The 22,375-nt window shown below is 59.7% G+C and carries 18 protein-coding genes and 3 pseudogenes; 15 read left to right on the top strand and 6 right to left on the bottom strand.

What is annotated here, in order from left to right:
• Nucleotides 1-15 precede the first annotated feature (15 nt).
• From IVB42_RS31860 to IVB42_RS31840, 5 genes and pseudogenes are all read left to right on the top strand, one after another.
• Nucleotides 16-1,791 carry an FAD-dependent oxidoreductase gene (locus IVB42_RS31860; RefSeq protein WP_247285604.1) on the top strand — a complete coding sequence of 592 codons (1,776 nt, stop codon included), beginning with the start codon at nt 16-18 and terminating at the stop codon, nt 1,789-1,791.
• Nucleotides 1,792-2,090: 299 nt separating this feature from the next.
• Nucleotides 2,091-3,503, top strand: a complete 1,413-nt coding sequence (gene pyk, locus IVB42_RS31855) for a pyruvate kinase (protein WP_247298905.1) — start codon at nt 2,091-2,093, stop codon at nt 3,501-3,503.
• Nucleotides 3,504-4,140: 637 nt separating this feature from the next.
• Complete coding sequence (locus IVB42_RS31850; protein WP_247298901.1) at nt 4,141-4,518, top strand: nuclear transport factor 2 family protein; 378 nt, start codon at nt 4,141-4,143, stop codon at nt 4,516-4,518.
• Between the two features lie 278 nt (nt 4,519-4,796).
• A pseudogene (locus IVB42_RS31845) lies at nt 4,797-5,391 on the top strand (IS481 family transposase); the annotation flags it as partial.
• Nucleotides 5,389-5,838 (top strand): rRNA adenine N-6-methyltransferase family protein, encoded by a 450-nt coding sequence (locus tag IVB42_RS31840; RefSeq protein WP_247298925.1) that lies wholly within the window; start codon nt 5,389-5,391, stop codon nt 5,836-5,838. The pseudogene IVB42_RS31845 and the gene IVB42_RS31840, both read left to right, overlap by 3 nt.
• Before the next feature lie 242 nt (nt 5,839-6,080).
• On the opposite strand, the pseudogene IVB42_RS31835 reads toward IVB42_RS31840, so the two are convergent.
• A pseudogene (locus IVB42_RS31835) lies at nt 6,081-6,376 on the bottom strand (chorismate mutase).
• A 398-nt stretch (nt 6,377-6,774) separates the two neighbouring features.
• Nucleotides 6,775-7,992, bottom strand: coding sequence for an MFS transporter (locus tag IVB42_RS31830; RefSeq protein WP_247471769.1), 1,218 nt, complete (start codon nt 7,990-7,992; stop codon nt 6,775-6,777).
• Between the two features lie 516 nt (nt 7,993-8,508).
• On the opposite strand from IVB42_RS31830, the gene IVB42_RS31825 reads away from it, so the two are divergent.
• Together IVB42_RS31825 and IVB42_RS31820 are read left to right on the top strand one after the other, a co-directional pair.
• Entirely contained in the window at nt 8,509-8,997 is a 489-nt protein-coding gene (locus IVB42_RS31825; RefSeq protein ID WP_247298897.1) for a GNAT family N-acetyltransferase, read from the top strand.
• A gap of 806 nt (nt 8,998-9,803) precedes the next feature.
• Nucleotides 9,804-10,427, top strand: coding sequence for an NUDIX hydrolase (locus IVB42_RS31820; RefSeq protein ID WP_247298895.1), 624 nt, complete (start codon nt 9,804-9,806; stop codon nt 10,425-10,427).
• Nucleotides 10,428-11,177: 750 nt separating this feature from the next.
• On the opposite strand, the gene IVB42_RS31815 is transcribed toward IVB42_RS31820, so the two are convergent.
• From IVB42_RS31815 to IVB42_RS31805, 3 genes are read right to left on the bottom strand one after another with little or no spacing between them, the layout of a single operon-like run.
• Nucleotides 11,178-11,390: a hypothetical protein gene (locus IVB42_RS31815; protein WP_247298893.1), complete on the bottom strand. Its 213-nt coding sequence runs from the start codon at nt 11,388-11,390 to the stop codon at nt 11,178-11,180.
• A gap of 45 nt (nt 11,391-11,435) precedes the next feature.
• Nucleotides 11,436-12,779: an LLM class flavin-dependent oxidoreductase gene (locus IVB42_RS31810; protein WP_247471766.1), complete on the bottom strand. Its 1,344-nt coding sequence runs from the start codon at nt 12,777-12,779 to the stop codon at nt 11,436-11,438.
• 45 nt (nt 12,780-12,824) lie between these two features.
• Complete coding sequence (locus tag IVB42_RS31805) at nt 12,825-13,661, bottom strand: class I SAM-dependent methyltransferase (protein ID WP_247298889.1); 837 nt, start codon at nt 13,659-13,661, stop codon at nt 12,825-12,827.
• 373 nt (nt 13,662-14,034) lie between these two features.
• On the opposite strand from IVB42_RS31805, the gene IVB42_RS31800 reads away from it, so the two are divergent.
• The 6 genes from IVB42_RS31800 (at nt 14,035) to IVB42_RS31775 (ending at nt 19,502) form a co-directional block, all read left to right on the top strand.
• A complete protein-coding gene (locus tag IVB42_RS31800; RefSeq protein ID WP_247471763.1) occupies nt 14,035-14,427 on the top strand; it encodes an FAD-dependent oxidoreductase in 393 nt (130 codons plus the stop codon).
• A gap of 72 nt (nt 14,428-14,499) precedes the next feature.
• On the top strand, nt 14,500-15,474 hold the full coding sequence (locus tag IVB42_RS31795; RefSeq protein WP_247369451.1) for a hypothetical protein: 975 nt from the start codon (nt 14,500-14,502) through the stop codon (nt 15,472-15,474).
• A 302-nt stretch (nt 15,475-15,776) separates the two neighbouring features.
• A complete protein-coding gene (locus tag IVB42_RS31790; RefSeq protein WP_247298883.1) occupies nt 15,777-16,703 on the top strand; it encodes a TauD/TfdA family dioxygenase in 927 nt (308 codons plus the stop codon).
• A 21-nt stretch (nt 16,704-16,724) separates the two neighbouring features.
• Nucleotides 16,725-17,783 carry an ABC transporter substrate-binding protein gene (locus IVB42_RS31785; RefSeq protein WP_247471760.1) on the top strand — a complete coding sequence of 353 codons (1,059 nt, stop codon included), beginning with the start codon at nt 16,725-16,727 and terminating at the stop codon, nt 17,781-17,783.
• Nucleotides 17,780-18,640, top strand: a complete 861-nt coding sequence (locus IVB42_RS31780; RefSeq protein WP_247471758.1) for an ABC transporter ATP-binding protein — start codon at nt 17,780-17,782, stop codon at nt 18,638-18,640. Before IVB42_RS31785 ends, IVB42_RS31780 begins: the two co-directional genes overlap by 4 nt.
• The gene (locus tag IVB42_RS31775; protein ID WP_247471756.1) at nt 18,633-19,502 is read left to right on the top strand and encodes an ABC transporter permease; all 870 of its coding nucleotides are present in this window, start codon (nt 18,633-18,635) and stop codon (nt 19,500-19,502) included. Before IVB42_RS31780 ends, IVB42_RS31775 begins: the two co-directional genes overlap by 8 nt.
• Here the strand turns inward: IVB42_RS31775 and IVB42_RS31770 are convergent.
• Nucleotides 19,438-19,629: pseudogene (locus tag IVB42_RS31770) on the bottom strand (hypothetical protein); the annotation flags it as partial. The gene IVB42_RS31775 and the pseudogene IVB42_RS31770 sit on opposite strands and share 65 nt — an antisense overlap.
• Before the next feature lie 1,050 nt (nt 19,630-20,679).
• Between IVB42_RS31770 and IVB42_RS31765 the strand changes: the two are divergent.
• Together IVB42_RS31765 and IVB42_RS31760 are read left to right on the top strand one after the other, a co-directional pair.
• Complete coding sequence (locus IVB42_RS31765; RefSeq protein ID WP_247298876.1) at nt 20,680-20,901, top strand: hypothetical protein; 222 nt, start codon at nt 20,680-20,682, stop codon at nt 20,899-20,901.
• 18 nt (nt 20,902-20,919) lie between these two features.
• Nucleotides 20,920-21,342, top strand: coding sequence for a hypothetical protein (locus IVB42_RS31760; protein WP_247471754.1), 423 nt, complete (start codon nt 20,920-20,922; stop codon nt 21,340-21,342).
• The last annotated feature ends 1,033 nt before the right edge of the window (nt 21,343-22,375 follow it).

The following is a 22,375-nucleotide window of genomic DNA, read 5'->3' as shown; positions in this document are numbered from 1 at the left end:
CGCAGCGAGGCGGAGATGGACAAGCCGATCAACCAATCAGGCGAAAAAAGGACAGCGGCATTGCCAGCAATAGGTGCTACTCAAACGTTCGAAACAGAGGTGCTCGTGGTCGGTAGCGGAGCAGCCGGCCTTTCGGCGGCACTCTACGCCGCAAAGAATGGCCTTCGCGTGACGGTTTGCGAAAAGTCTTCTCGTCTCGGCGGGACCACGTCGCTGTCGAATGGCATGATCTGGGTTCCCTGTTCGCTTCAGGCGCGCTCCGCCAAAATCGATGACTCGCTTCCAAAAGCCAGGACTTATCTTGAGCATGAGCTTGGCAATTACTATCGGCAAGACTTCATCGAAGCCTATCTTGAGGACGGGCCGACTGCGCTTGCCGCTCTCGAGACCGGGACAGAGGTCAAGTTCACGCTGGCCTCGGCGCCCGATTATCACTCAAGCCAGGTCGGCGGAGTCGACAAAGGCCGGGCACTCAGCCCTGCACCCTACGATGCGCGGCTGCTCGGCTCCGACTTCGATCTGATCGGCGACCCCATTCGCGTTGTGCTCGGGGGGATGATGATTTCTTCCAGCGAAGTCCGAAGCTTCCTGAATCCGTTCCAATCGTTTGCTTCCCTCAAGCATGTCTTGCGTCGCGTGACTCGCTACGCGCGGGATCGCTTGAGCTACAGGCGCGGCACCGAGTTCAGCGGAGGCAATGCCCTGATTGCGCGCCTGCTCGTGAGTTTGCGGAAGTTAGGCGTCGAAATATGGCCGGCGTCTCCTCTCGTTGAGCTCGTCATGGAAGACGGGCGCGTCACAGGGGCAATCGTCAAGCGCGGCAATTCTGAGATCCGCGTGCGCGCATCCCACGCTGTCATTCTCGCTACCGGCGGCTTCGCCCGCAACGCGCAGCTGAGAGCCGAGCTGAGCGGCCCACACCAGCATGACGACACGCTGGCTCATGCCGATGTTACAGGCGATGGCATTAACCTTGCCACGAAGCTCGGAGCTGCAATCGACAAGGATGTCGCTTCTGCAGGGTTCTGGACTCCAGTCTCGATGTTCAGGAGTGGGACAGGCTCCCAAATTGTCCCCTACGGATGGCTCGACCGCGGACGACCCGGCGTCATCGCGGTTGCCCCAAATGGGCAACGCTTCGTCAACGAATCCAATTCATACCACGATATCTGCCTCGCGATGTTTGGAAACGGATATCCCGCAGACAAGCGGTTCTACTTCGTCTGCGATCACGAGTTCGTTCGGCTGAGGGGCATGGGACATCTGCTGCCTTGGCCATGGACGCTGAATATCCGGAAGTACGCGCGGCTCGGCTACATCAAACTGGGCCGAACGATACCGGAGCTCGCCATGCAAATCGGCCTGAATCCCGGCGAGCTCAAAAGGACGGTCGAGGAGCATAATGCGCACGCCGCCGCTGGCGTCGATCCGCTCTTCAAACGCGGTGAATCGGCGTTCAACCGCACGCTTGGCGATCCGTTGGTAGGAACGAAAAATCCAAATCTTGGGCCTATCCAGAGTGGCCCCTTCATCGCGCTGCCGATCGTTCCGGCAACGCTCGGCACAGCCGCTGGCTTGGCGACCGATAGCTACGGCAAGGTTCTGGACGCAGAACGCGAGCCAATCCCGGGTCTTTATGCCTGCGGCAATGATATGACGTCACCAATGCGTGGAATTTATCCGGGAGCAGGCATCACCATCGGCCCCGGCATAGTCTTCGCTTACCGGGCAGTTTCGAACATTCTGGCATCCGCTCATCGCGTGCAGAAGGCGCCTGCATCCGCAACGTGAAATCGCGTCTCACGGCATCTGTATCGCGACAAGAGGTCAATTCAGTCATCTTGTGCCGTCGATTTTGCTGCTTTGGGAAGCAAGGACCATGTCTTCATTCTGGCGGCGTTCTCCTGTTCGAACCTCTGCTGGATGCCTCCCGGACCGCGTTGAACCGGGGCGATCAATTTCGCCTTCGGCGGAGGTGCATTGTGGCGGCGGGATGCGAGCCCATCACGCGAGTGTCTGAACGCCGTCATCGAAGACCGACCTTCGCATTTTATTCACACGCGTTTCATCCTCTTACGTCTGGAATCAACATGCGTCGTTCGCGCCTCGCCAAAATCGTTGCGACCGTTGGTCCGGCGACAGCTGCACCAGAACGATTGCGTGCTCTCTATCTCTCAGGCGCAGATACGTTCCGACTAAATTTCAGTCACGGGAGCCCGGACGATCACGCACGGGTCTATGACTCGATCCGCAGTCTCGAACGGGACTTCGGCACGCCAATAGGCGTCCTGCAGGATCTGCAAGGACCGAAGATCCGCATCGGCGCCGTCGAAGGCGGCAAGCTCGATCTACGCGCCGACGAGAAGGTTCGATTTGTGCTCGACGGAGCTACGGGCGGAAAGCAATCGATCCCACTACCTCATCCGGAAATATTCGCGGCCGCACGTCCGGGCCAGACTCTTCTCGTCGACGACGGCCGAGTGCGCCTGCGCGTTGAGAGTCCGGGCGATGGGCAGATCATCGCGACAGTTCTCGTCGGTGGAGCTATCCGCGATCGCAAAGGGGTAAACCTGCCAGGTTCGCTGCTTGCTATATCTCCTCTGACGAAGAAGGACCGCGGCGACCTCGCCTTCGGCCTCGCCCTCGGGGTCGACTGGGTCGCCCTGTCGTTCGTCCAGAAGCCTTCCGACCTCCTAGAGGCGCGCGGGCTGATCGGCGAGCGTGCCGGTCTGATAGCGAAGATCGAGACGCCTATGGCGCTCGATCGTATCGACGATATCATTCTCCTGTCAGACGGCATTATGGTCGCACGCGGTGATCTCGGTGTCGAAATCCCGCCCGAGGAGGTGCCGGGCCGACAGAAGGAACTCATCCGCGCCTGTCGGCTGACCGGAAAGCCCGTGATCGTCGCAACACAGATGTTGGAGTCGATGGTGGCTGCACCGACAGCGACGCGCGCGGAAGCCTCAGACGTCGCTACCGCCATCTACGATGGAGCTGACGCGGTCATGCTGTCGGCTGAGTCGGCAAGCGGCGCCTATCCAATCGAGGCAGTTGTCATGATGGACAAAGTAATCAGAAGTACTGAACGGCATCATCTCTATCGGTCGCTGGTCCAAGCCTCGCAAGCCGACGAAGAGATGTCCCCACCGCATGCAGTCGCCGCCGCTGGTGCAGACCTTGCGGTGACCCTCAATGCGAAGGCGATCATCGGTTTCACCGCAAGCGGCACGACGGCGGCGCGCATCGCGCGCAAGCGGCCCCCGGTCCCGGTTCTTGCTCTCACTCCAGATGAGAAAGTCGCGCGGCGCATGTGCCTGCTGTGGGGGGTGCACAGCATCGTTTCAGACGACCCCGCCACCGACGAGGAGATGACGCAGATAGCCGCAGCGGTGGCGCGCAACGAAGGTTATCTTGAAGCAGGTGATTTGATGATCGTCGTATCCGGCGTGCCGTTTGGGCAAATAGGTGCAACCAACAACGTCCGTATTGTCACCTGCTAAAATGGTTCAGGACAATTTCGCTACATCCGCCCTAAGAAACGAAGCACTACGGGCCGAACAATGATCGCCGACAACGCTCTGATTCTTCAACGGTGAGACCAGGAGCTGACCTTGCTTGGGCTCGACTACAGCATTCGGCTCTTTGATTTGCTCCCGGTTATCGAAGAAGCGCTTTCGGTCGAAATCTGGTGCAGTGATGCGGCGGGCCGGATGCAATGCTCTGGCGGCTTTTCTGAGCTCCTCGGAGGTTCGAACAGGCAATGACATTCAACCGATGCCGACGAGGTGATGAAAGCGCGGCGGAACGCGTTCTTCGGCGCTGGTCGGCAAGCCCAGCGTCCGACGGCGATAGGTTGAACCCTTCGTCCGCTTCCCAAATGACGATCCGCCAAATGTCGGTACCGTTCGTCCCGCAGCCGCACCGTAGTGTGACATTCAAAGTCATCGAGCGCCCCACTGTTCGGCGACAACTGCGATACCACCAGGCTTTACTGGCTCCACCCTTGTCATCAGCATCGGATAAGGAAACGTCAGGCTCGGGTGCTTGATTGCGAGTAGCCGGTGTTAGCCGTGATATACGGCGTACCGGAAGCGGCATTCCAGCTTATCAGAGTCTTCGAACGAAACGGAATCTGTAGTGAACAACAACTCCTTGGTGCCGGACGTCAGCGAGTTCCTGGAGCTCTGGGAGCAAACTTTCAATGTGCACGCGCCGGAACGTCTGGTTGTGCTATACGCCGATGATGCGCTGTTTCAGGGTACATCGAGTGCTAAGCTCTGCATCGGCGCTAAAGAGATAGGCACTTACTTTCATGGCATCGCTACCGTAAAAATGGACGTATGGCATTCCGTCACGTTGGCGTACAACGTTGTTTTGGTGGTGGGAAATTATGTCTTTTCACAGCTGCGGAATGGTCATGAGGTGTCGACACCGGCTCGGTTCACCTTCGTATTACGTCGCGAGGACGGCGTGTGGAAGATCGTGCACCATCACTCATCTGCCATCCCCGATTGATCGCCGAACCAGCTTTGCGGTATCGGAGTTTGTAGCTGAAGTGGCACACTCAGGCTGCCTCTCGCCAGCCTGCCCATCGTGCGGCTGGATCGCAAAAATTTGCAGCGCTCGCAATGACAACAGGACGGCAGCGAGGTACCGCCTGCTTTGCTGAAGCGACTGACGGCAGAAGGGCAGTCCCTGGTCGAACGACGCGACGCCTTCGAGCTGGTGCGCGACTAGGTGGTTGGTCCCAAGCTTTGATGGTGCATTCTTATCGCATGATTGAAGGATGCGCTATTGGTCAAGTTTTACACGGCTGCGCCACCACGACGGAGGCCGTCCGTCGAGCAATACAAAATAGTCACGAGAGCTTGAGAGCGCTCGCGAAGCGCTACTATCAACCAGAAGACTGTCGCGAAGGGGAAGCAGCGCGAGACCGTCGTCGATCGCTCGACAGCCCCCAAAGAAGCCAAGTCCACTGTCCTTTGCATCAAGGCGGAGGCGATCATCGTCGCCTTCCGGCGGCATACGCTGCTGCCACTGGACGATTGCCTCTATGCGCTGCAGCCAACCATCCATCCCGCATCTGACGAGGTCATCTCTGCATCGCTACCTCCAGCGTCATGGGATTAGCCGATTGCCGGAGGTCGAAGGCAGCAAGCCTTCGAAGAAACAGTTCAAGGCTTATCCGATTATTTCCACATCGACATTGCTGAGCTCCAGACCGCTGAAGCCAAGCTCTACCTCTACTTCCCCATCGATCGCACCAGTAAGTTCGCCTTCGTGCAACTGGTCAAGAAGGCGGAAAGGACCTCCGCCTCGGCCTTCCTCGAAGCTCTGATCGCCGCGGTCCCCTACAGAATCCACACGGTTCTCACCGACAATGGGATGCCCAGCTTCTGGGCCCGCAATTTTGACCATCTTAACATCGCCGCCGGCGAGCAGGTACTTCAGGTCGGTGCCGGCACCGGATACTATTCGGCGGTGCTGGCCGAGATTGTCGGACCCGCTGGTCGTGTGACGGCGATCGAAACCGACACAGAGTTGGCGTCGCGGGCCCGAGTGAACCTCGAGAGCTGGCCCCAGGTCGATGTCGTCTCGGGCGACGGCCGGGCGGTAGATGTCGGCGAGCTTGATATCGCCATCGTGTTCGCCGGAGCCACTCACCCATCCCGTGTCTGGCTTGATCGCCTTGTCGAAGGTGACCGGCTTCTGATGCCTATGACGGACGATACCTGGAAAGGCTTTCTTCTCCATTGTGGTACGGCGTCGAGACCACTTCGAGGCCTCTTCCATTGGTGCCGTCTCTATTTATCCTTGCACGGGTGGACGCGATGAGGACGCTGCAAGACGTCCACATAACGCGATCGACCGGTTGCCGCTTCGCAACCTTCCAATTCGCGCGTTGCACGTAGGTGAGCCGCGATTTAACGACTCAGAGAATGTGTGGTTTAGCGGGCCGGGCTTCTGGCTCGAGCGTGATCCTCCATGCTAAGACGACCTACACTGATCGAGCGCATACCTGTTCAGCCAGGTTGAAGATCACCGGCTCCGACGAGAACGCGCGTGGTCGAGCATTTTTACACGTCGGCGTTTGCTCCACGAGTAAGGTCGTGATGCAGGATCACTTCTTTGAAAATGAATGATAGGAACTTCTCGGCAAACTCTGGGCAAGGCTAGCTGCCTGTGCGAGCGTGCGTAGTCTTTCTACTTGGCGTTCCTCACGAGCTGGATCTGCCGAAGGCAATTGAAGTCGCACTTTTAGTTTTCCGACCTGCCGAGTGCACCTGAAACGTTCCGCGAGAATGTGGATAAGGGCCGCATCGAGATTGTCGATGCTGCTCCGCAGTTCGTTCAATTCGGATGGAGTTTCCAAGTTCGCGCCTCCTTTCTATGCAACCATACTTTCCAGCTTGACACCGGGTCTCTGGCTGAAACATTTTCAGGCTTTCCGAGTCACTGGGCCCTAACAGCCCGGTCTGATTGAACGAATTCGATCAATCTCAGTACGCCACCTCGGCATTGAAAGCATTTCTGACTCGAGCGCAGTAAATCAGTATTGGCCCATGTGGCCATCGAGGCCGGCGGGTCTTCGGCCAACAATCTCAAGAACCACGTACGTTACTGCACTTCCTAGCCTGCTGCCAGCCGCCGCGGTGCGGGCCAGCGCGACCAGGCCAGCGCATTCTTACTTTGGGCGCGGTGAAGGATCGTCGAGCGTGCCAAGTGGTGGATGCCGTTGCTCTATGAGGTCTGGTCATAGGGTCGTATGCCTTAGTCGAACCCACGGACTGCCGGAGTGGCAGCTTCTGCAGCTGCAACTTCACTCATAAAGGCAACAGCCAGTCCGAAGCCGATGAGGCCAATCAGGATCGACCCTGCAGCAAGGGATGCGACCCCGCTAGTTTCGACGAGGATACCGCCGAGAACGGCCCCGATGGCTATTCCTGCGAAGGTGGTCGAGCTGTTCATTGCCAAAACTAGCTTCGACCTCTCCCCGGCTAGATCGAGAAGCCGGTGCTGGATCGGAACGAGATACATGTAACTCGCGTTGCCCCAAAGAAATGCGATGAGCACGGTTAAGGCACCATGATGCCCGAATCCAACCAGAGCTACGAGAACGATTAGTTGTGCGCCGATCACCGCAATGAGAACTTTGTAGGGGCCGAAGCGATCGGTTAGAAAGCCGCACGCTGCGTTTCCTGTCACAGCTCCGAAACCGTACGCAAAGAGCGCGGCTGAGAGCAGCGGCACGCCTGTAAGCAGAGAACCGGTGATAATGACGCTCACATAGGAGTAAACAACGAACTCGGAAATGACCACGAATAGGGTAACCGAAAGAACACCGTAGATGGCCCTGGGGAAGTCTTTCGAAGCCGGGCCGTTTCCGCGCTCCGGCGCCTTTGCAGAGACACCGGACATCATAGGGGCGAAGATCAGCAATGCCAGGAGCCCCGCAACTGCCACGAAACCGAATGCGAACCGCCAGCCGATGGCATCAGCGATCCAGCTAGTCGCCGGAACACCCGCAACTTGTGAAACGGTCATACCACCGAAGATAAGGGACAATGCCGACCCTTTGCGACCGGGCGGCAGGAGCTCGGTTGCCAATGCGGTGGCCGCCGGGGTGAACATGGCTGCGCCGTAGGCTGAAATGACGCGAGCTGCAGCCATGGTTGCAAAGTTCGGAGCGATCGCACAGATCACGTTGCCGATGATGACGATTGAAACGGATAGGATCTGGACATTGCGGCGGCTTAGGGCCCGGAACATCCAGGCATTCAGCGGCGCAAAAACCGCGTAGGAGAGTGCGTAGATTGAGATGATCCATCCCGCCGCTCCGGTTGAAATGTTGAGGTCACGAGAAATCACTTCTAGTGCCCCGATGATGACAAACGTATCTAGGCCAATGGCGAACGCAGCGATCATCAGAGCGGCAAGGGTTAGCTTTGTTCGTGTATCAGGAGGGGATAAGCTCATGATCCTGGCCATTCAGTTCATCGTGATGTGTTCAAAGCCGTCATGCAACTCAGGATAAGGGCCAGCCGATGGCCATGCCTGAATACCCGGGGACGACGGCCAAGCTGCCACGGCCCCAGCACCTCTCCACATCCTGTGTGATCTCAAGCTGGTCAGGATATTCGAGCACCACGTTGCGTAAGCCCCGCATCATACAAGCCCTCCAGGAGTTTTTTCGCTACAACCGGCGCTGTTGTTTCGAAAAGCGGCTTATTTGATGCTTTTGCGTCGATCTACCCCACCCCGGCGAGCTCGGCGAGTATGACGTCTCGCAGCTTGGCCCCTTCGAAGTGGAGATATTTCACGTTGGCATGACGCGTACATCTTCTCACCCGGCAGGGCGTGCAAATGCGCGGCGTCAGGATGCAGCGATTCGGTGCACGCGACCCGCTACAGATCACGATTTGGCTCATCCCGCTGCAATTTTGCGGGAATGCTGGGGCCACAATCTGAGATAAGTTTTGGTGAATGGTTGCGAAGGAATCACCAATGAGCGGCACCAAAGTTGATGGCGAAACGGTATTGCGCGCGGCTTGCACTGGCGATGCCCAGGCGCTCTATGACGTGACGGCACAATCGGTTCAAGGACTGGCAATCACCCATTACAAGCCCGAGCAACTGGAGGGGTGGATGGGAGAACGTACTGCCAAATATTACGAGGATGTCATCGCTGCGGGCACCACGATCATAGCCGAGCAGAACGGAGAGGTATTGGGGTTCGTCGACTCAGTTCCTGGCGAGGTGACCCGCCTTTTCGTTTTGCCGAAGGCATCAGGCCGCGGAATTGGTGAGCGATTGCTCAAAGCTGGTCTTGAAGCCGCGGCAAAGGAACACCCAGGACCAATCAAGATCGAGTCAACCTTGAACGCGCAACGGTTCTATGAACGTCATGGCTTCAGGGCCATCCAGAAGGGCTACTTCTCTCATGGGCTTGGCGGAGATCCGATCGAGATTGTCCTCATGGAAATGGCACGATAGAGCAGAGTGCAGAGCACTTGGTCCTCAGATATCATCTCTATCTGCAGGCCGGCGCGATTTCGAAACATCATGATCGAGCCTTCCTCCCAAGCCGCACGACGTGCCGCCACGAACAACCTAGACCATCGTCTCACCTCTTCCGATCGCACGAACGAAACTCATTTCGACCGCTCGAACAATCGGTGCTTCGCCAGGAACACATTTGTCATCATCGAAGCAGTCGATGTCAGCTTGCCTGCTTTGCTGCGCCTTAAACCCCAATTCGCTCTTCGCACCGGCCACCCTGCCACAGCGGAGCTAGTTTTTAATTAGTCGCCGCCGCGTAGCCTCGAGTCCGGCGATTTGCAAGGACGCCCGGTGTGGAGGCGACCGGCACAAGCATCGACACGGGCCTCTGATGCAGGCCGATCTCCAGGACATCGCGCCAAGCGCATCTGCGGACTCGTGCGCTGGAACTTGCGACCTCATAACATCGCTCACGCCGCACAAGCGCGCTCAGCTCAAAATGACGTACCAGGGGCCGTCACAGGACCCGTACACAGAAGCTGGGGCAGGAGATCCCGATCTTCAGGAGGCCGCGTCGCGGCGAATTCCGCCCTTCGTTGTCCGATGATCGCCGCGCTGGGCATTCAAGACCCTGCCTCGCAATCCGTTTTTGCGGGAGCGACTTCGCTGGAATGCGCGGCGACTCGGGATTGGTCATTTATGGCTGTCTGCGCTCTGACTCGGGCCGAATTCCAAAGCATAAGCTTTCGTCTCCATGCGCCGTTTGGTATGATATCAGCGGAACGACGACGGAGTGCGCTATGGAGCCTCAGTGGCTGACGTATGGGAAACGCTTGCAAGCTATTGCCTCTAGCGGGCTCCATTTTGCCCGAGACCAATTTGATCGAGAACGTTACGAGGAGATTGCCTCTATAGCCAATGAAATGCTCGCCAACTTGGGAAGTGTTCCCATCGAGAGGATAGAAGGGCTCATCTCTGATTTCGCGAAGGGCTATGCGACACCGAAAGTCGATGTGCGCGGAGCGATCGTAGAAGAGAACAAGGTCCTTCTGGTCCGTGAGAAGAGCGATGGTCTTTGGGCCTTGCCTGGCGGCTTTGCAGACGTTGGCCTTTCTGCTGCCCAAAATATCGCAAAGGAGTTGTACGAAGAGGCTGAATTGAAAGTGTCTGTTCGTCGCCTCTACGGGGTCCGACACAAGGCCGGCACTTCCTATTCGCCTGATGTCCGGGATTTCTACAAAGTTTTCTTTCTTTGCGATAGGCTCTCAGGCGGTGAGGCCCGGCCCAGATTGGAGACGAGCGAGGCGATCTTTTTCCCGAAAGATCGGCTACCTCCGCTGTCGCGAGGTAGAACTATCGAGAGTGACGTTGAAGCAGCCTTCGCATTCGCAGCTGACGCGAACAGACCTGCCTTCTTCGATTGAGAGCTCGATCCATTCTCTTGGTCCGCACTCTTTGGTCCGCCAATAACGACTTTGCCGAATGAAGAGCTCCGCATGACAGAGAGAATCATTCGGGCGCCATCAACCACGGCGCCTTGCGCGTGCTTTGACAGTCGGTTGCTGGTCGCTATCTTCGCTTCTAGCGAAGATCGCGACCGAGCCCTTCGGCACTCATTCGGTGGTGTAGAGCGGTCGGTGCGCAGAACGCTCAATGGTTTCGGTTGCGTCATCGCAGCCCAACGTAGCTGATGCTGGTCAAGCAGCTTCATCAGCGATCACGTCCACCAACAAACGTAAGGGCGCTGAAACTCGACTGCATTGGTGACCGCCTCTATGCCACGCTCAAATGCGTTTGCCCCGTGCTTGGGATGGGCGCCGATGATCGGGAGGCCGTCCACGCGCCGCGTCAGCGGTCGGCGAGGGGGATCCCGCAGCAACCCGCATCTGCCTCAGCATGTCCTTCAAGCTCTGCGCGAAATCCTCGTCCGGCACCCAGTAAACGTCGTTTCTGTCGCCTGACGTTGCGACCGGCGAGCGGAAGACATTTACGCCACGCAATCCGTCGCGGAACTATACTGTCGATCAATCGCAAGAAACCGTGTTTGCTCCCGCAACCTGAACTTACTAGCCCTTGGCGAACGACCGCCCATTTCTGCCGACTCTCCAACACTCGGTCCTTGCGATTGCGTCGGTTGACGCGGTCGGCCGCCCTTCGCGTAGAACCGGACCTTATTATCGGTCGCGTCGATTTAGAATGAAATAGTTGGCCAGCCCGATCGTTAATAGCAAGAAGGCCGACACGACTGTACGAATCAGGATGGAGTCGATCTCGGACTTGAACACGGCGTTGTTGGCTTCAGCACCTGTTGAGAAATCGACATAGGACCCGGCGGCGAGGAGGAAAATGGCCAAAAGGCTGGAGAGGAGAAAGAACGCCGTCTTCATGCCTGCTTACTGTTCGCGAGTCTGGATGTGGGTGCGGAAACAGTCTCAGGCAATCGCCTTGACTGCGCTGGAGTAGACGCTGGCCGGCCGCGCGAGTCCGTAGTGCTCGCGCAAGGTCGTGCCGGTGTAGTCCTCGCGGAACAGGCCGCGCTTGCGCAGGATCGGGATGACCTGCTCGGCGAAGGTATCGAAGCCGCCGGACAGCCATGGCGGCATCACGTTGAAGCCATCGGCTGCGCCGCGCTCGAACCAGGTCTGCATGTTGTCCGCGATCTTTTCGGGCGTGCCGGCAATGACCCAGTGGCCGCGCGCGCCGGCGAGGCGCTGCACCAGCTGGCGAATGGTCGGCTTCTCGCGGTCGACGATATCGACCACGAGCTTGAAGCGGCTCGCGACTCCGCGCGCGCTCGCTGTGTCGATGAGATCCCGGGGAACCGGGCTATCGAGATCGTAGCCGGTGAGGTCGAGGCCTATCATCTGACGCAGCTGCGTCAGGGAGAATTCGGGCTGGATCAGCTCGTTGAATTCGTCCTGAAGTCGATCGGCTTCAGCCTGCGTGCTGCCGATGAAGGGGCTGATGCCGGGCAGGATCTTGATCTCGTCGGGAGTGCGATCGAAGGTGCGGGCCTGGCGCTTGATGTCGGCATAGAACGCCGTCGCCGACTCCAGTGTCTGATGCGCCGTGAAAATTGCCTCCGCGAACCGGGCGGCGAACGCGCGGCCGTCGTCGGAGGAGCCGGCCTGTACGTAGACCGGCCGTCCCTGCGGCGCCCGCGAGATGTTCAGCGGGCCACGAACGCGAAAATGCTTGCCGATATGGTCGAGCGTGTGGATCTTGCTGGTGTCGGCGAAGATGCCAGAAGCCGGATCGTTGACGAGCGCGTCATCCTCCCAGCTATCCCACAGCCGGGAGATCACGTCGAGATATTCGCGGGCGCGCTCATAGCGCTCGTGGTGAGGGGGATGTTCAGGCAACCCAAAGTTCTGTGCGGCCTGCTGCGCACCGGTGGTGACGATGTTCCAGCCGGCGCGACCCCGGCTGAGATGGTCGAGAGACGCAAACAGCCGTGCCAGATTGTACGGCTCGGTATAGGTCGTTGACGCCGTCGCGATCAGCCCGATACGGCTGGTGACGGCGGCAATCGCTGCGAGCCAGGTGATTGGTTCGAAACGAAGGCGCTGGGCGTACCGAACATTGTCGGCCAGCGCCGGCCCGTCGGCAAAGAAGATGGCGTCGAATTTGCTCGCCTCGGCCCGTTGCGCCAGCTCCTGATAATGGGTGATGTCGAGGATGCGGTCTGGTTCAGATCCCTTATAGCGCCACGCCGCTTCGTGATGGCCGCCCGGATAGATGAAGAGATTGAGAAGAAGCTGGCGTTGGTTGCTCATGGTTCGTTTGTTCCGATGCGATGGCCAATGGTGAGACTTGAACGATTAAAGACCCGGAGAGGAATCCCGTGGCTCCGGCTTTCGAGCGAACGCGAAGCGCAGATATCGCTCCAGGCGGAGGCCCTCCGGGGTACGCTTCGCCTCGACCAAGCCAGCAAAGGCGCGCTCGATCGCTTCCCGTTCCGCTGTGGAAAAGCCGCCGAGGAAGTTACCGAATGCACTAGCCTCGGACCATCCGAGCGCCGAACTCACGTCGTCATGCAAATCGACCAGTGAACGCAGGTCGCTTCGGTAATCGACGAGACCGGCCTCAACGAAGAGCATTTTGAGCTCGTCGTCGGTGGCTCCGAGCACCCGGTGCGCTTCACCACTCCTCTCGGCGAACCCAGCCTGTTCGGTCGCCTGCCGAAGCAAAGTGCGGGACTCGTGAGGTTTGGTCGGGTCCTGAACGTTCAACCCGATCCGGCCGCCCGGCTTGAGAACGCGGTGAATTTCGTGCAGGGCTCGCCGCTTGTCTGAGATCCAATGGAACACGCTGTTGAGATAGACGGCATCGAATTCCGCAGGTTCAAAGCGCGAAAGGTCTTCGGCGCGGCCGATCGCGAATGTCAACGTCTTCGACGCGCGGAGACGCGCGATGGCAATGCGGTTCTCGAGAGGATCGATGCCGGTCACACGGCCGTCAGGCCCGACAAGTTGTGCGACGAATTCGGTAAGGCGGCCCGTACCGGCACCGATATCGAGCACGTGATTCCCGGCCTTCAATGCGAGCGGGCCGACGAGGAATTTACCGTGATGAAACTGGAGGATGCCGGCCTGCTCATAGGTGCGAGCAAGCTCGGGTGTGTCTCGTTCAAGGCTGATGACGCCGGAGGTCGACATCGTGCTTCTCAAATCTCCAACGGGCCGTCGAGACAGCTTGATTGGACGAAGTTTATGTTGTCGGAACGAGGAATGTCGATGAAATTGAATTGCGTCGTTCGGTGTGATGCGAGCATGAATCTAGCGGCGCGCATCCCTGGAAGAGATGATGTTGCAAACCGATCGTCTCAATTGGATGCCCCAGCGCATGCCGAGCGTCTCACCCCGGTCTCTGGCTCGCTCCACGACACTACGCAAATCTTTCAACACGCCGAAGCCCGGCGATTGGCTCGTTGTGCGGGTTGAAAAACAACGCCGATTCCATTTCATTGACTGAGTATCGTTCGCTTCTACGATTTGACCGCATTTGATGCTGAAACCTCGAGGTGCGAACATGTTTCAGTCCGTTGTCGACACTGCGGCGCGCGAGACCTTGCGCCTGATTGGACCCGATCCGCAGAACTGGATCCCTGACCGTCAGGGGATCGATCACAGCGTCGCCATCATCGGCGGCGGGCAATCCGGAAGCGCGTTCGCCTTTGCGTTGCGTCGTGCCGGCATCGGCAAGGTCACCCTGATCGATGCCGCCGACGACGCTGCTTCGTCCGGCCCCTGGTTGAGCAGCGCGCGCATGAACAAGCTGCGTACGCCGAAAGGGTTGCCTGGGCCCGAACTCGGTTTGACAGGGCTGAGTTTCCAGGCCTGGTATGAAGCCCGCCACAGCGCCGCCGCGTATGAAGCGATCGATCGCATTGCCCGGGTGGATTGGGCCGCCTACCTCGACTGATATCGCAGCACGCTTCGCATCAACGTGCGCTGCCGGACGCGGCTTCTCCGTGTCGAGCCGACCGCTGATCATTTGCGGCTTCATCTCGACCTGGCCGGCGAAGCGCGAACGGAAACGGCCCGCAAGATCATTCTTGCCGGTGGCTTCCCCAGTAACGGCGGTCCGTCCGTTCCCGACGTGCTCTCGCGCAATCTGCCAAAGGAGCTTTACGCTCATACGCTGGAAGCGATCGATTTCGAGAAACTGCGCGACAGGTTAGTCGCGGTGCTGGGCAGCGCGGCCTCCGCATTCGACGCGACGGCGGTGGCGCTCGAAGCCGGGGCGAGGGAGGTGCATCTCTTCGCGCGGCGCGACAGGCTTGCCTCGGAGCCGGTGATCAGGACGCGCGGCTATCCGGGAGCTTACGACAATTACGGATCGTTGCCGGACGCTCTTCGCTGGCACCAGGCCATCCGTTTCCGCCGTGCCGGATCCACGCCACCGCCTGATGCGGTCGCGCGCGCCGTCAAGTTCCCGAATTTCCACCTTCATCTGTCGGCGCCGTGGACGTCGGCCAAGCCGTTCGAGCGGCGGCTGCTTGCGACCACGCCGGATGGCAATATCGCATTCGGTTTCGTGATCGCCGGTACGGGTTATCGGGTCGATCTCGCAAAAACACCGGAGCTGGCCGCCTTCTCCGACAACATCCTGTTGTGGCGCGACCGCTTTTCGCCTTCTGCGGACGAGCAGGACGAAACCCTGAGCGCACATCCCTATCTCGGGTCGGGGCACGAATTCCTCGAGAAGGCACCCGGCCGCGCGCCCTATCTCCGTAACATCCACGTCTTCAACCCTGCGGCGTTCGTGAGCTTCGGCTTGCCAATTGGAGACGTCCCGAGCTTCAAGCGTGATATCCCGGCCGTCATCGCGCAAATCAGCAGGGATCTCTTTCTGGACGATCTTGCCTCGCATGAGGCCCGCATCAATGCGCCGATCGCCGACGATTTCGAACCTGCACTTTATGCGCCTGCGGTGTGGCGCACGCAGAGCGTCGTCGCGGCTGAATAGCAGAAAGCGCAGATATCAATCGGATACGTCGTGCGAGTGCGTGCAACTATTTTCCAGCTCCCTCCAACTTTGGAAGCTATTTCCGAGGACCTTGAGTTAGCATCCTGTGACTGAGCGAAACGCTGCATTGATGCAGCCTCTCGGGGAAGATCCCGCCAGACCCGATTGCCGCCAGAGCAGACGGCGATACTGCAAGAGGATCGATCACGACCATGAGCTGTGTGTTTACTCCGCCATCGCATCAGCGATCGGCGAACGGCGGAGCTTTGTCCAAACGGGATCGCGATCTTGGGGAAAATGACATGACGGACGCAATCACCATCGACAACGTCATTCCGCGCGCGGATATCGTCAAGCGGTCGGCACGTATCGGCGCGGAGATCAGGAACATCAAGCTCTCGGGCGATCTCCCGGACCGGACGATCGCGGCGATCAACCAGGTTCTGCTCGAGCACAAGGTCGTCTTCTTCCGCGACCAGAACCATCTCGACGACGCGGGGCAGGAGAGTTTTGCCGTGAGGCTCGGCAAACTGGTTCCGCACCCGACGGTCGGCGCGACCAAGGGAACGGCGTCGATCCTGGAACTCGATTCCGGACGCGGCGGCGGCCGCGCCGACCAGTGGCACACCGATGTTACCTTCGTCGACGCCTATCCGAAGATCTCCGTGCTGCGCGGCGTCGTGATCCCCGAGTTCGGCGGCGATACGATCTGGTCAAACACCGCGGCATCCTATCTCGATCTGCCGGCGCCGCTGCGCAAGCTCGCGGACGAACTCTGGGCGGTGCACAGCAACGCCTATGACTACGCCGTCAAGACCCGCGCGAGCGAGGCCGACAGGAAGCACTTCGAGGAGGTCTTCACCGGCACGATCTACGAGACCGAGCATCCCGTCGTTCGCGTCCATCCCGAGACCGGAGAACGGACGCTGGTGCTTGGCAATTTCGTCCAGCGCTTCGTCGGCCTGTCGAAATACGACAGCCAGAAGCTATTCGACCTGTTCCAGTCCCACATCACTGCGCCCGAGAATACGGTGCGCTGGAGCTGGCAGCAGGGTGATGTGGTGATCTGGGACAATCGCGCTACCCAGCACTACGCCGTCAACGATTACGGCGACCAGCACCGCGTCGTCCGGCGCGCCACCATCGACGGCGAAGTGCCGGTCAGCATCGATGGCCGCAACAGCGTCACCCGCGTCAAGTCGACCAAGCCACAGGCGAAGGCCGCCTGAAACGAGCGAGGAGTGAATACAATGGAAATCGCTATCTCTGCGTTGCGTCGCCTGGTTGCCGGTCTGCGTGCAAGAGGGCGGCAACTTGGCCTCGCCGCCCTCGGGCTGATAGGGCTCGTCGGCAGCGCCATGGCCGAGCCGCAGCTCGAAAGGACCGAGGTCCGCTATCAAGGCTGGGCCGGACAGGTGACGTTCGTTGAGCTGGCCGACGATCTCGGCTATCTCGCCCCGCTCAAGTTGAAATGGATCGGCAACACCATTAGCGGTCCGCAGGACATCCAGACGGTGGTGACCGGCGACATCGACATCGGCGGCGCGTTCTATGGCGCGATCATCAAGCTGATCGCGGCCAAGGCGCCGATCAAGGCGGTGGTCGGCTATTACGGCTCGGACGACAACACCTACAACGGCTATTACGTGAAGGATGACAGCCTGATCAAGTCCGCGCGGGACCTGATCGGCAAGAAGGTCGCCGTCAACACGCTCGGTGCACATCTCGAATTCGTGCTCCGCGAGTATCTGGCTCGCAATGGCCTGACGCCGGCGGAGGCGAAGCAGGTGACGCTGGTCGCGATCCCGCCCGTCACCGGCGAGCAGGTATTGCGACAGGGGCAAGTCGAGGTGACCACGCTCAATGGCGTGCTGCGCGACAAGGCGCTCGAACGCGGCGGCATCCGCAGGCTGTTTGCCGACACCGACATCTTCGGAAACTTCACCGGCGGGTCCTACGTGCTGAGGGACAAGTTCATCAAGGACAATCCCAACACCTCGCGCAGGCTGGTCGAGGGCGTGTCCCGTGCCATCGCCTGGGCGCAGACGACGCCGCCGGAGGAAGTTCGCGCCCGCTTTGAGCGCATCATCGCCGATCGCAAGCGGAACGAGGACGCCACACCGATCAAGTACTGGAAGAGCACGGGTGTTGCGACCAAGGGCGGCGTGATCGGCGATGCCGAGCTTCAGGTGTGGGTCGACTGGCTGGTCAAGGATGGTCTCTTGAAGCCGGACCAGCTCAAGCCAGCTGATCTCTACACCAACGAGTTCAACTATTTCCGCGCCGGCAAGACCGCGGAGGCCAAATGACCATGGCCAAGATCCGCTTCGAGCATGTCCGGAAGGACTTCCTGGTCCGGGGCAAGGATGGCGGGCCGGCGCAACGCTTCACTGCGCTGGACGACATCACGCTGGATGTTCGGCCCGGCGAGTTCCTTGCGCTGGTCGGGCCGAGCGGCTGCGGCAAGTCGACCTTGCTGGATCTGCTCGGTGGCCTGACGGCACCGAGCAATGGGCGCATCCTGCTCGACGGCAAGGTCATCGACGGACCGGCGCGCGACCGCGGCATCGTATTCCAGCAATACGCGCTGTTTCCCTGGCGCACGGCTGTGCAGAATGTCGAGTTCGGGCTCGACATCGCCGGCCTGAAAGCGAGGGCGCGGCGGGAGAAGGCGCTGCACTATCTCGACCTAGTCGGGCTGTCCGGCTTTGCCGACCGCTACCCGCACGAGCTCTCGGGCGGCATGAAGCAGCGCGTCGCCATCGCGCGAAGCCTCGCCTACGATCCCGAGGTGCTGCTGATGGACGAGCCGTTCGCGGCGCTCGACGCGCAGACGCGCGAGACGCTGCAAGGCGAGCTGTTGCGGATCTGGCGCAGCACCGGAAAGACCATCCTGTTCATCACGCATGGCATCGACGAAGCCGTCGTCCTCGGCCAGCGCGTGGCGGTGATGACTTCGCGTCCCGGCCGCATCAAGCAGATCGTCGATATTCCCGACGAACTGCATAGCGAAACCGAGGACGTCCGCTCGTTGCCTCAGTTCGGGCGTGTGCGGCATGAGGTCTGGTCCTTGCTGCGCGAGGAGGTGTTGAAGGCGCAAGGAGCTCAGGGCCCAGCAGCGGACGGCGAGGGCGTCGCAAAGGCGGAGGAACTGGCTCATGTCTAATCTGGAGGTGCTGACGCTGCTGGAGCTGGCCGAGGGAAGTCCGAAGCACCGGGCCGCACAACGCGTCGGTGCGCTTACCGGGGCCACGGGCGGCTTCGCGCGATGGTTCGGTGTCATCGGGCAGCGATCGCTGCTGCTGGTGCTGTTCCTGACAGTCTGGGAGACGGCGCCGCGGCTGGGTCTGATCGACGTGACGTTCCTGCCGCCGTTCTCCGAGGTGATCGCCGCGGGCTGGCAGCTCGCGCAGAACGGTGAACTCTATGAGGACGTCAGTGCGAGCCTGCTGCGGGCGCTGAGCGGATTCCTGATCGCGGTCGTTCTGATGGTGCCGCTCGGCCTGCTGACGGGATGGTACGCCCGGCTTGGCGATCTGCTGAACCAGACCATTGAGATCGCGCGCAACACGGCGCCGCTGGCGCTGCTGCCGGTGTTCATCCTGTTGCTCGGCATCGGCGAGCTCTCGAAGGTCACGATGGTGGTCTATAGCTGCGCCTGGCCGCTGCTGCTCAACACCATCGCGGCCGTGCGGCAGGTCGATCCGCTGCTGGTCAAGTCGGCGCGGACGATGGGCGCGACGCCAGGCCAATTGTTCCGCAAGGTGATCCTGCCGGCGTCGCTGCCAACCATCTTCGTCGGCATTCGGCTGGCAAGCGCTTCCGCGATGCTGGTGTTGGTCGCTTCCGAGATGGTCGGTGCCAAGTCCGGGCTCGGCTATCTCATCATCAACAGCCAGTACAGTTTCCTGATCCCGCAGATGTATTTCGGCATCCTCGGCATCACCGTGATCGGCCTCGTCTTCAACGCGATCCTCGAGGCGCTGGAACGTCGCTTGATGCGCTGGAAGGCGCCCGTAGCGGCCTAGCCCCGTTGTTGCGGGCCGTAGCCTGCGTCACGAAGCTGTTTGGCGGCGCATCTTCGGTCACCCAGACGTTGCCCCCAATCGTCGAGCCGCGGCCGATCGTGATCCGGCCGAGGATGGTCGCGCTCGCCGATGAAGAGCGCGGCACGATGGACCTGGTCGCACAGGCTGTCGAGCGCAATGCTGAGGCGGTTGAGGAGAACGACATGCAGACGCGCCCCGGTTCTGGCCTAGGCTCAAAAGTGCTACGTGCTCGCGAAACAGTGGGCTCGAGAACGAAGATGACCTTACCTACGAGCTGCTCCATGACGACGTCGTGACGGCCGATCACCTCCCGTCGCAAAGCATCACGGGGGCGGCTTTCCACATTGTGTGTGCGCTGCTGAGATGGACGTGACTGTGGCGAGCGAGCTTCGCCGTTGCAACTCGCGTCCGTTGCTCAAACGATGAGGGGCGACTCTTGGCTGCACTGCAACGCCGATGGCGCTGCACGATTAGGATGCGAAAAGGACAGGGTCGCGCTCCTATCGCTTGGGAAGGAGACCTGATATTTTGCCGCCGTAACCTTTTGATCGAAATCTTTATCGAAATCTTTGAAGACGCTCCAAATTTGATCGTACCCCGGTGGGGAGTTTTGTTCATGCAAAGCGATTTAAGGTGCGCCGGGCGTCACGCGGCGAGTGCCGTTGAGGTGGAAGAGTTCGCCGCCGAGCCTCTAGCGACCGGCAGGCCCGAAGCTGCAAACGATAACAACGAGGACGGCCCCTCGCTGCTCGTTCCATTTCCTGAGGGTTGGTACGCAACTTGTTGAAACATGGTCCGAGATCGGGACCTAGCTTCCGAGTGCGCGTACTATCCGTTCGACCGTACGAAGCGGTGTTCCGCTCTTTTCTGCCGTGTCCTTTGCGAAGCTGCCCGTACCGCCAATTTGGCGGATTGATCTGCGGTCGCCGCCCTTCTTCGTCTCGGATGCACCGCCTCATAAGCCGGCTTCCGCTTTGCGACCAGCTTCGCCCGTTGTGCCGCCCTCAGGTCGCGGATCAGGTTCTCATCGATTTCAGCGAGCCAGACGATCCCGACTAAAAAGACGGCAGAACGAAATTTGCCGAGAGCAGGAACACTATTCACCGGGGCGAGGTTTGTTTTTCATCAGAGGCTAGGGATCGCGGAGTTCTCTTCCATGGCTACCCAGATCGTAATGGACAGCACAGGCGACAGCAGACATTTCTTTGAGCGAAAGGACCCGAAGGGGCTCGCCGAGGCTGAGCGGCGCTTCAAGAAGTTCACCGCCCAGGGATTTACCGCTGCCACTCGGACGCCGGCCGGCGATCTCAAGCTGATACGGTCATTTGATCCAACAGCGGATGAAACGCTGTTCTATCCGCACTTAGTCGGCGGTTAGAACCGTCCAGCATCAAAGATGTTTTTGTTCGGACGTAACGTCGCCCAGGGCGCGCGTCTACGTGCCCTGCGTGCCCTTTATCGGAGCTTCAACGAGCAAAATGGCCCGGAAGCGCGTGCACGTCGTCTTTTGCGGGAATGGTTATCTCCAGAACAGCGCGCGCAATTTGATGCCAATGGCTTTTTTGAAGTCGCTGGTTCTCTTACTGGCCGTCGATACCGAATTTATCAGGGCACGATGAGTAATGTTTTGGAGCTGGATGAAAACTTGGAGCCTAAGGTGGGGTGGTGCTTCCTCCCCGAACGGGCGTTGGCAGTTGGCGATGTGATGCTCGCCCAGAAGATCGCACTCGAAACTGACGAAGCCGCAGTTCTCGCGATCGCGAAGTCGTTTTCTCCGAGACTGCCGTTTGTGCCCCGAGCAGTGCGGCGCGGTCACTAGAGCTGATCATGGGCGGGGCCGTCGCTTGTGACTGCGGCGACCCCTCGCCGCGAAGGCGCCGTTACGCGAGACGCGGACCACTTCGCGACTGCATCCAGCATGGGCGCTGGGCCCGATCGACGCAAGATCGTCCGTGCGTTAGTGTTACTTGAACCGCGGCCTAACTACGTTCGGCCGCTTCGTGGATCGGCCGCGTGAGACCATTTCCTCGACAGCTCGCAGCATCCGAGCGGATTCAGACCGAAGATGTCGAGTGTGCGCCGCATCTTTTGGCTCTAAGAATCTCGACGAGGAAGCGGTTCAATCGCGATGTGACGAGACGATTGTCAGAGTGTTGCGAGCGCAACGCCGTGATCTGTCCTCGTCTCTCGACTAAATCGAGCGGGTGATCATCCGGATCATTCGTCAAAACGGGGCTCGCGCTATCCATAGCAAAAACGCGAAACCGACGCGCCCAATGTGATGGCGCGCCGACTTCGCCATTGATGGACCCGGACGGGGGCAATGTCCGGTGTTCAGCCTAGCGTCGCCGGAGGCCGGGGCAACCTAAGTCGCGAATTAAGCTTGATGTCGGGGCTGCAGGTTAAATACCGGAACCCGAAATCGCAGACGGCGAAGCGTGCAGACAATCGGACGTTGGCTGCTGTGGCACGGGATGGTTCTGTTCCTATTGGGGTTGCTGACCGGCTTGGCCGAACAAAGCTTCTCGAACAGGAGGGTGGGCTTGCGGCGCACCTTTAGGGCGTCATGAACGGGACTTTCCTTTGGGGCTGGGGTGCTGTTGGACGCAGGTTGGACTATCCGCCGCGCTTGAGCGCGGCACGTTTGCAGCGCTGGTGGCGGGGACATACGGCAATTGGGCGACGACAACGCTCGCCGCTGTGACCGGCACAGCCGCACTCTCACCCATCACAGCCGCGGGTCGAGGGTAAGCGCTGTTCAGCGGCCACCTACCGGATGACGGTGTGATCTGCGAGTCTGCGGTTCGGTTTCGACCGTTAGGCTTAGAATGGACACAGTGCATACTGCTATC

This window comes from Bradyrhizobium sp. 45 (assembly GCF_023073155.1).
Lineage (GTDB): Bacteria > Pseudomonadota > Alphaproteobacteria > Rhizobiales > Xanthobacteraceae > Bradyrhizobium > Bradyrhizobium canariense_D.
The sequence above is the reverse complement of the archived record's forward strand: the minus strand, read 5'-3'. Positions and strand labels throughout refer to the sequence as shown.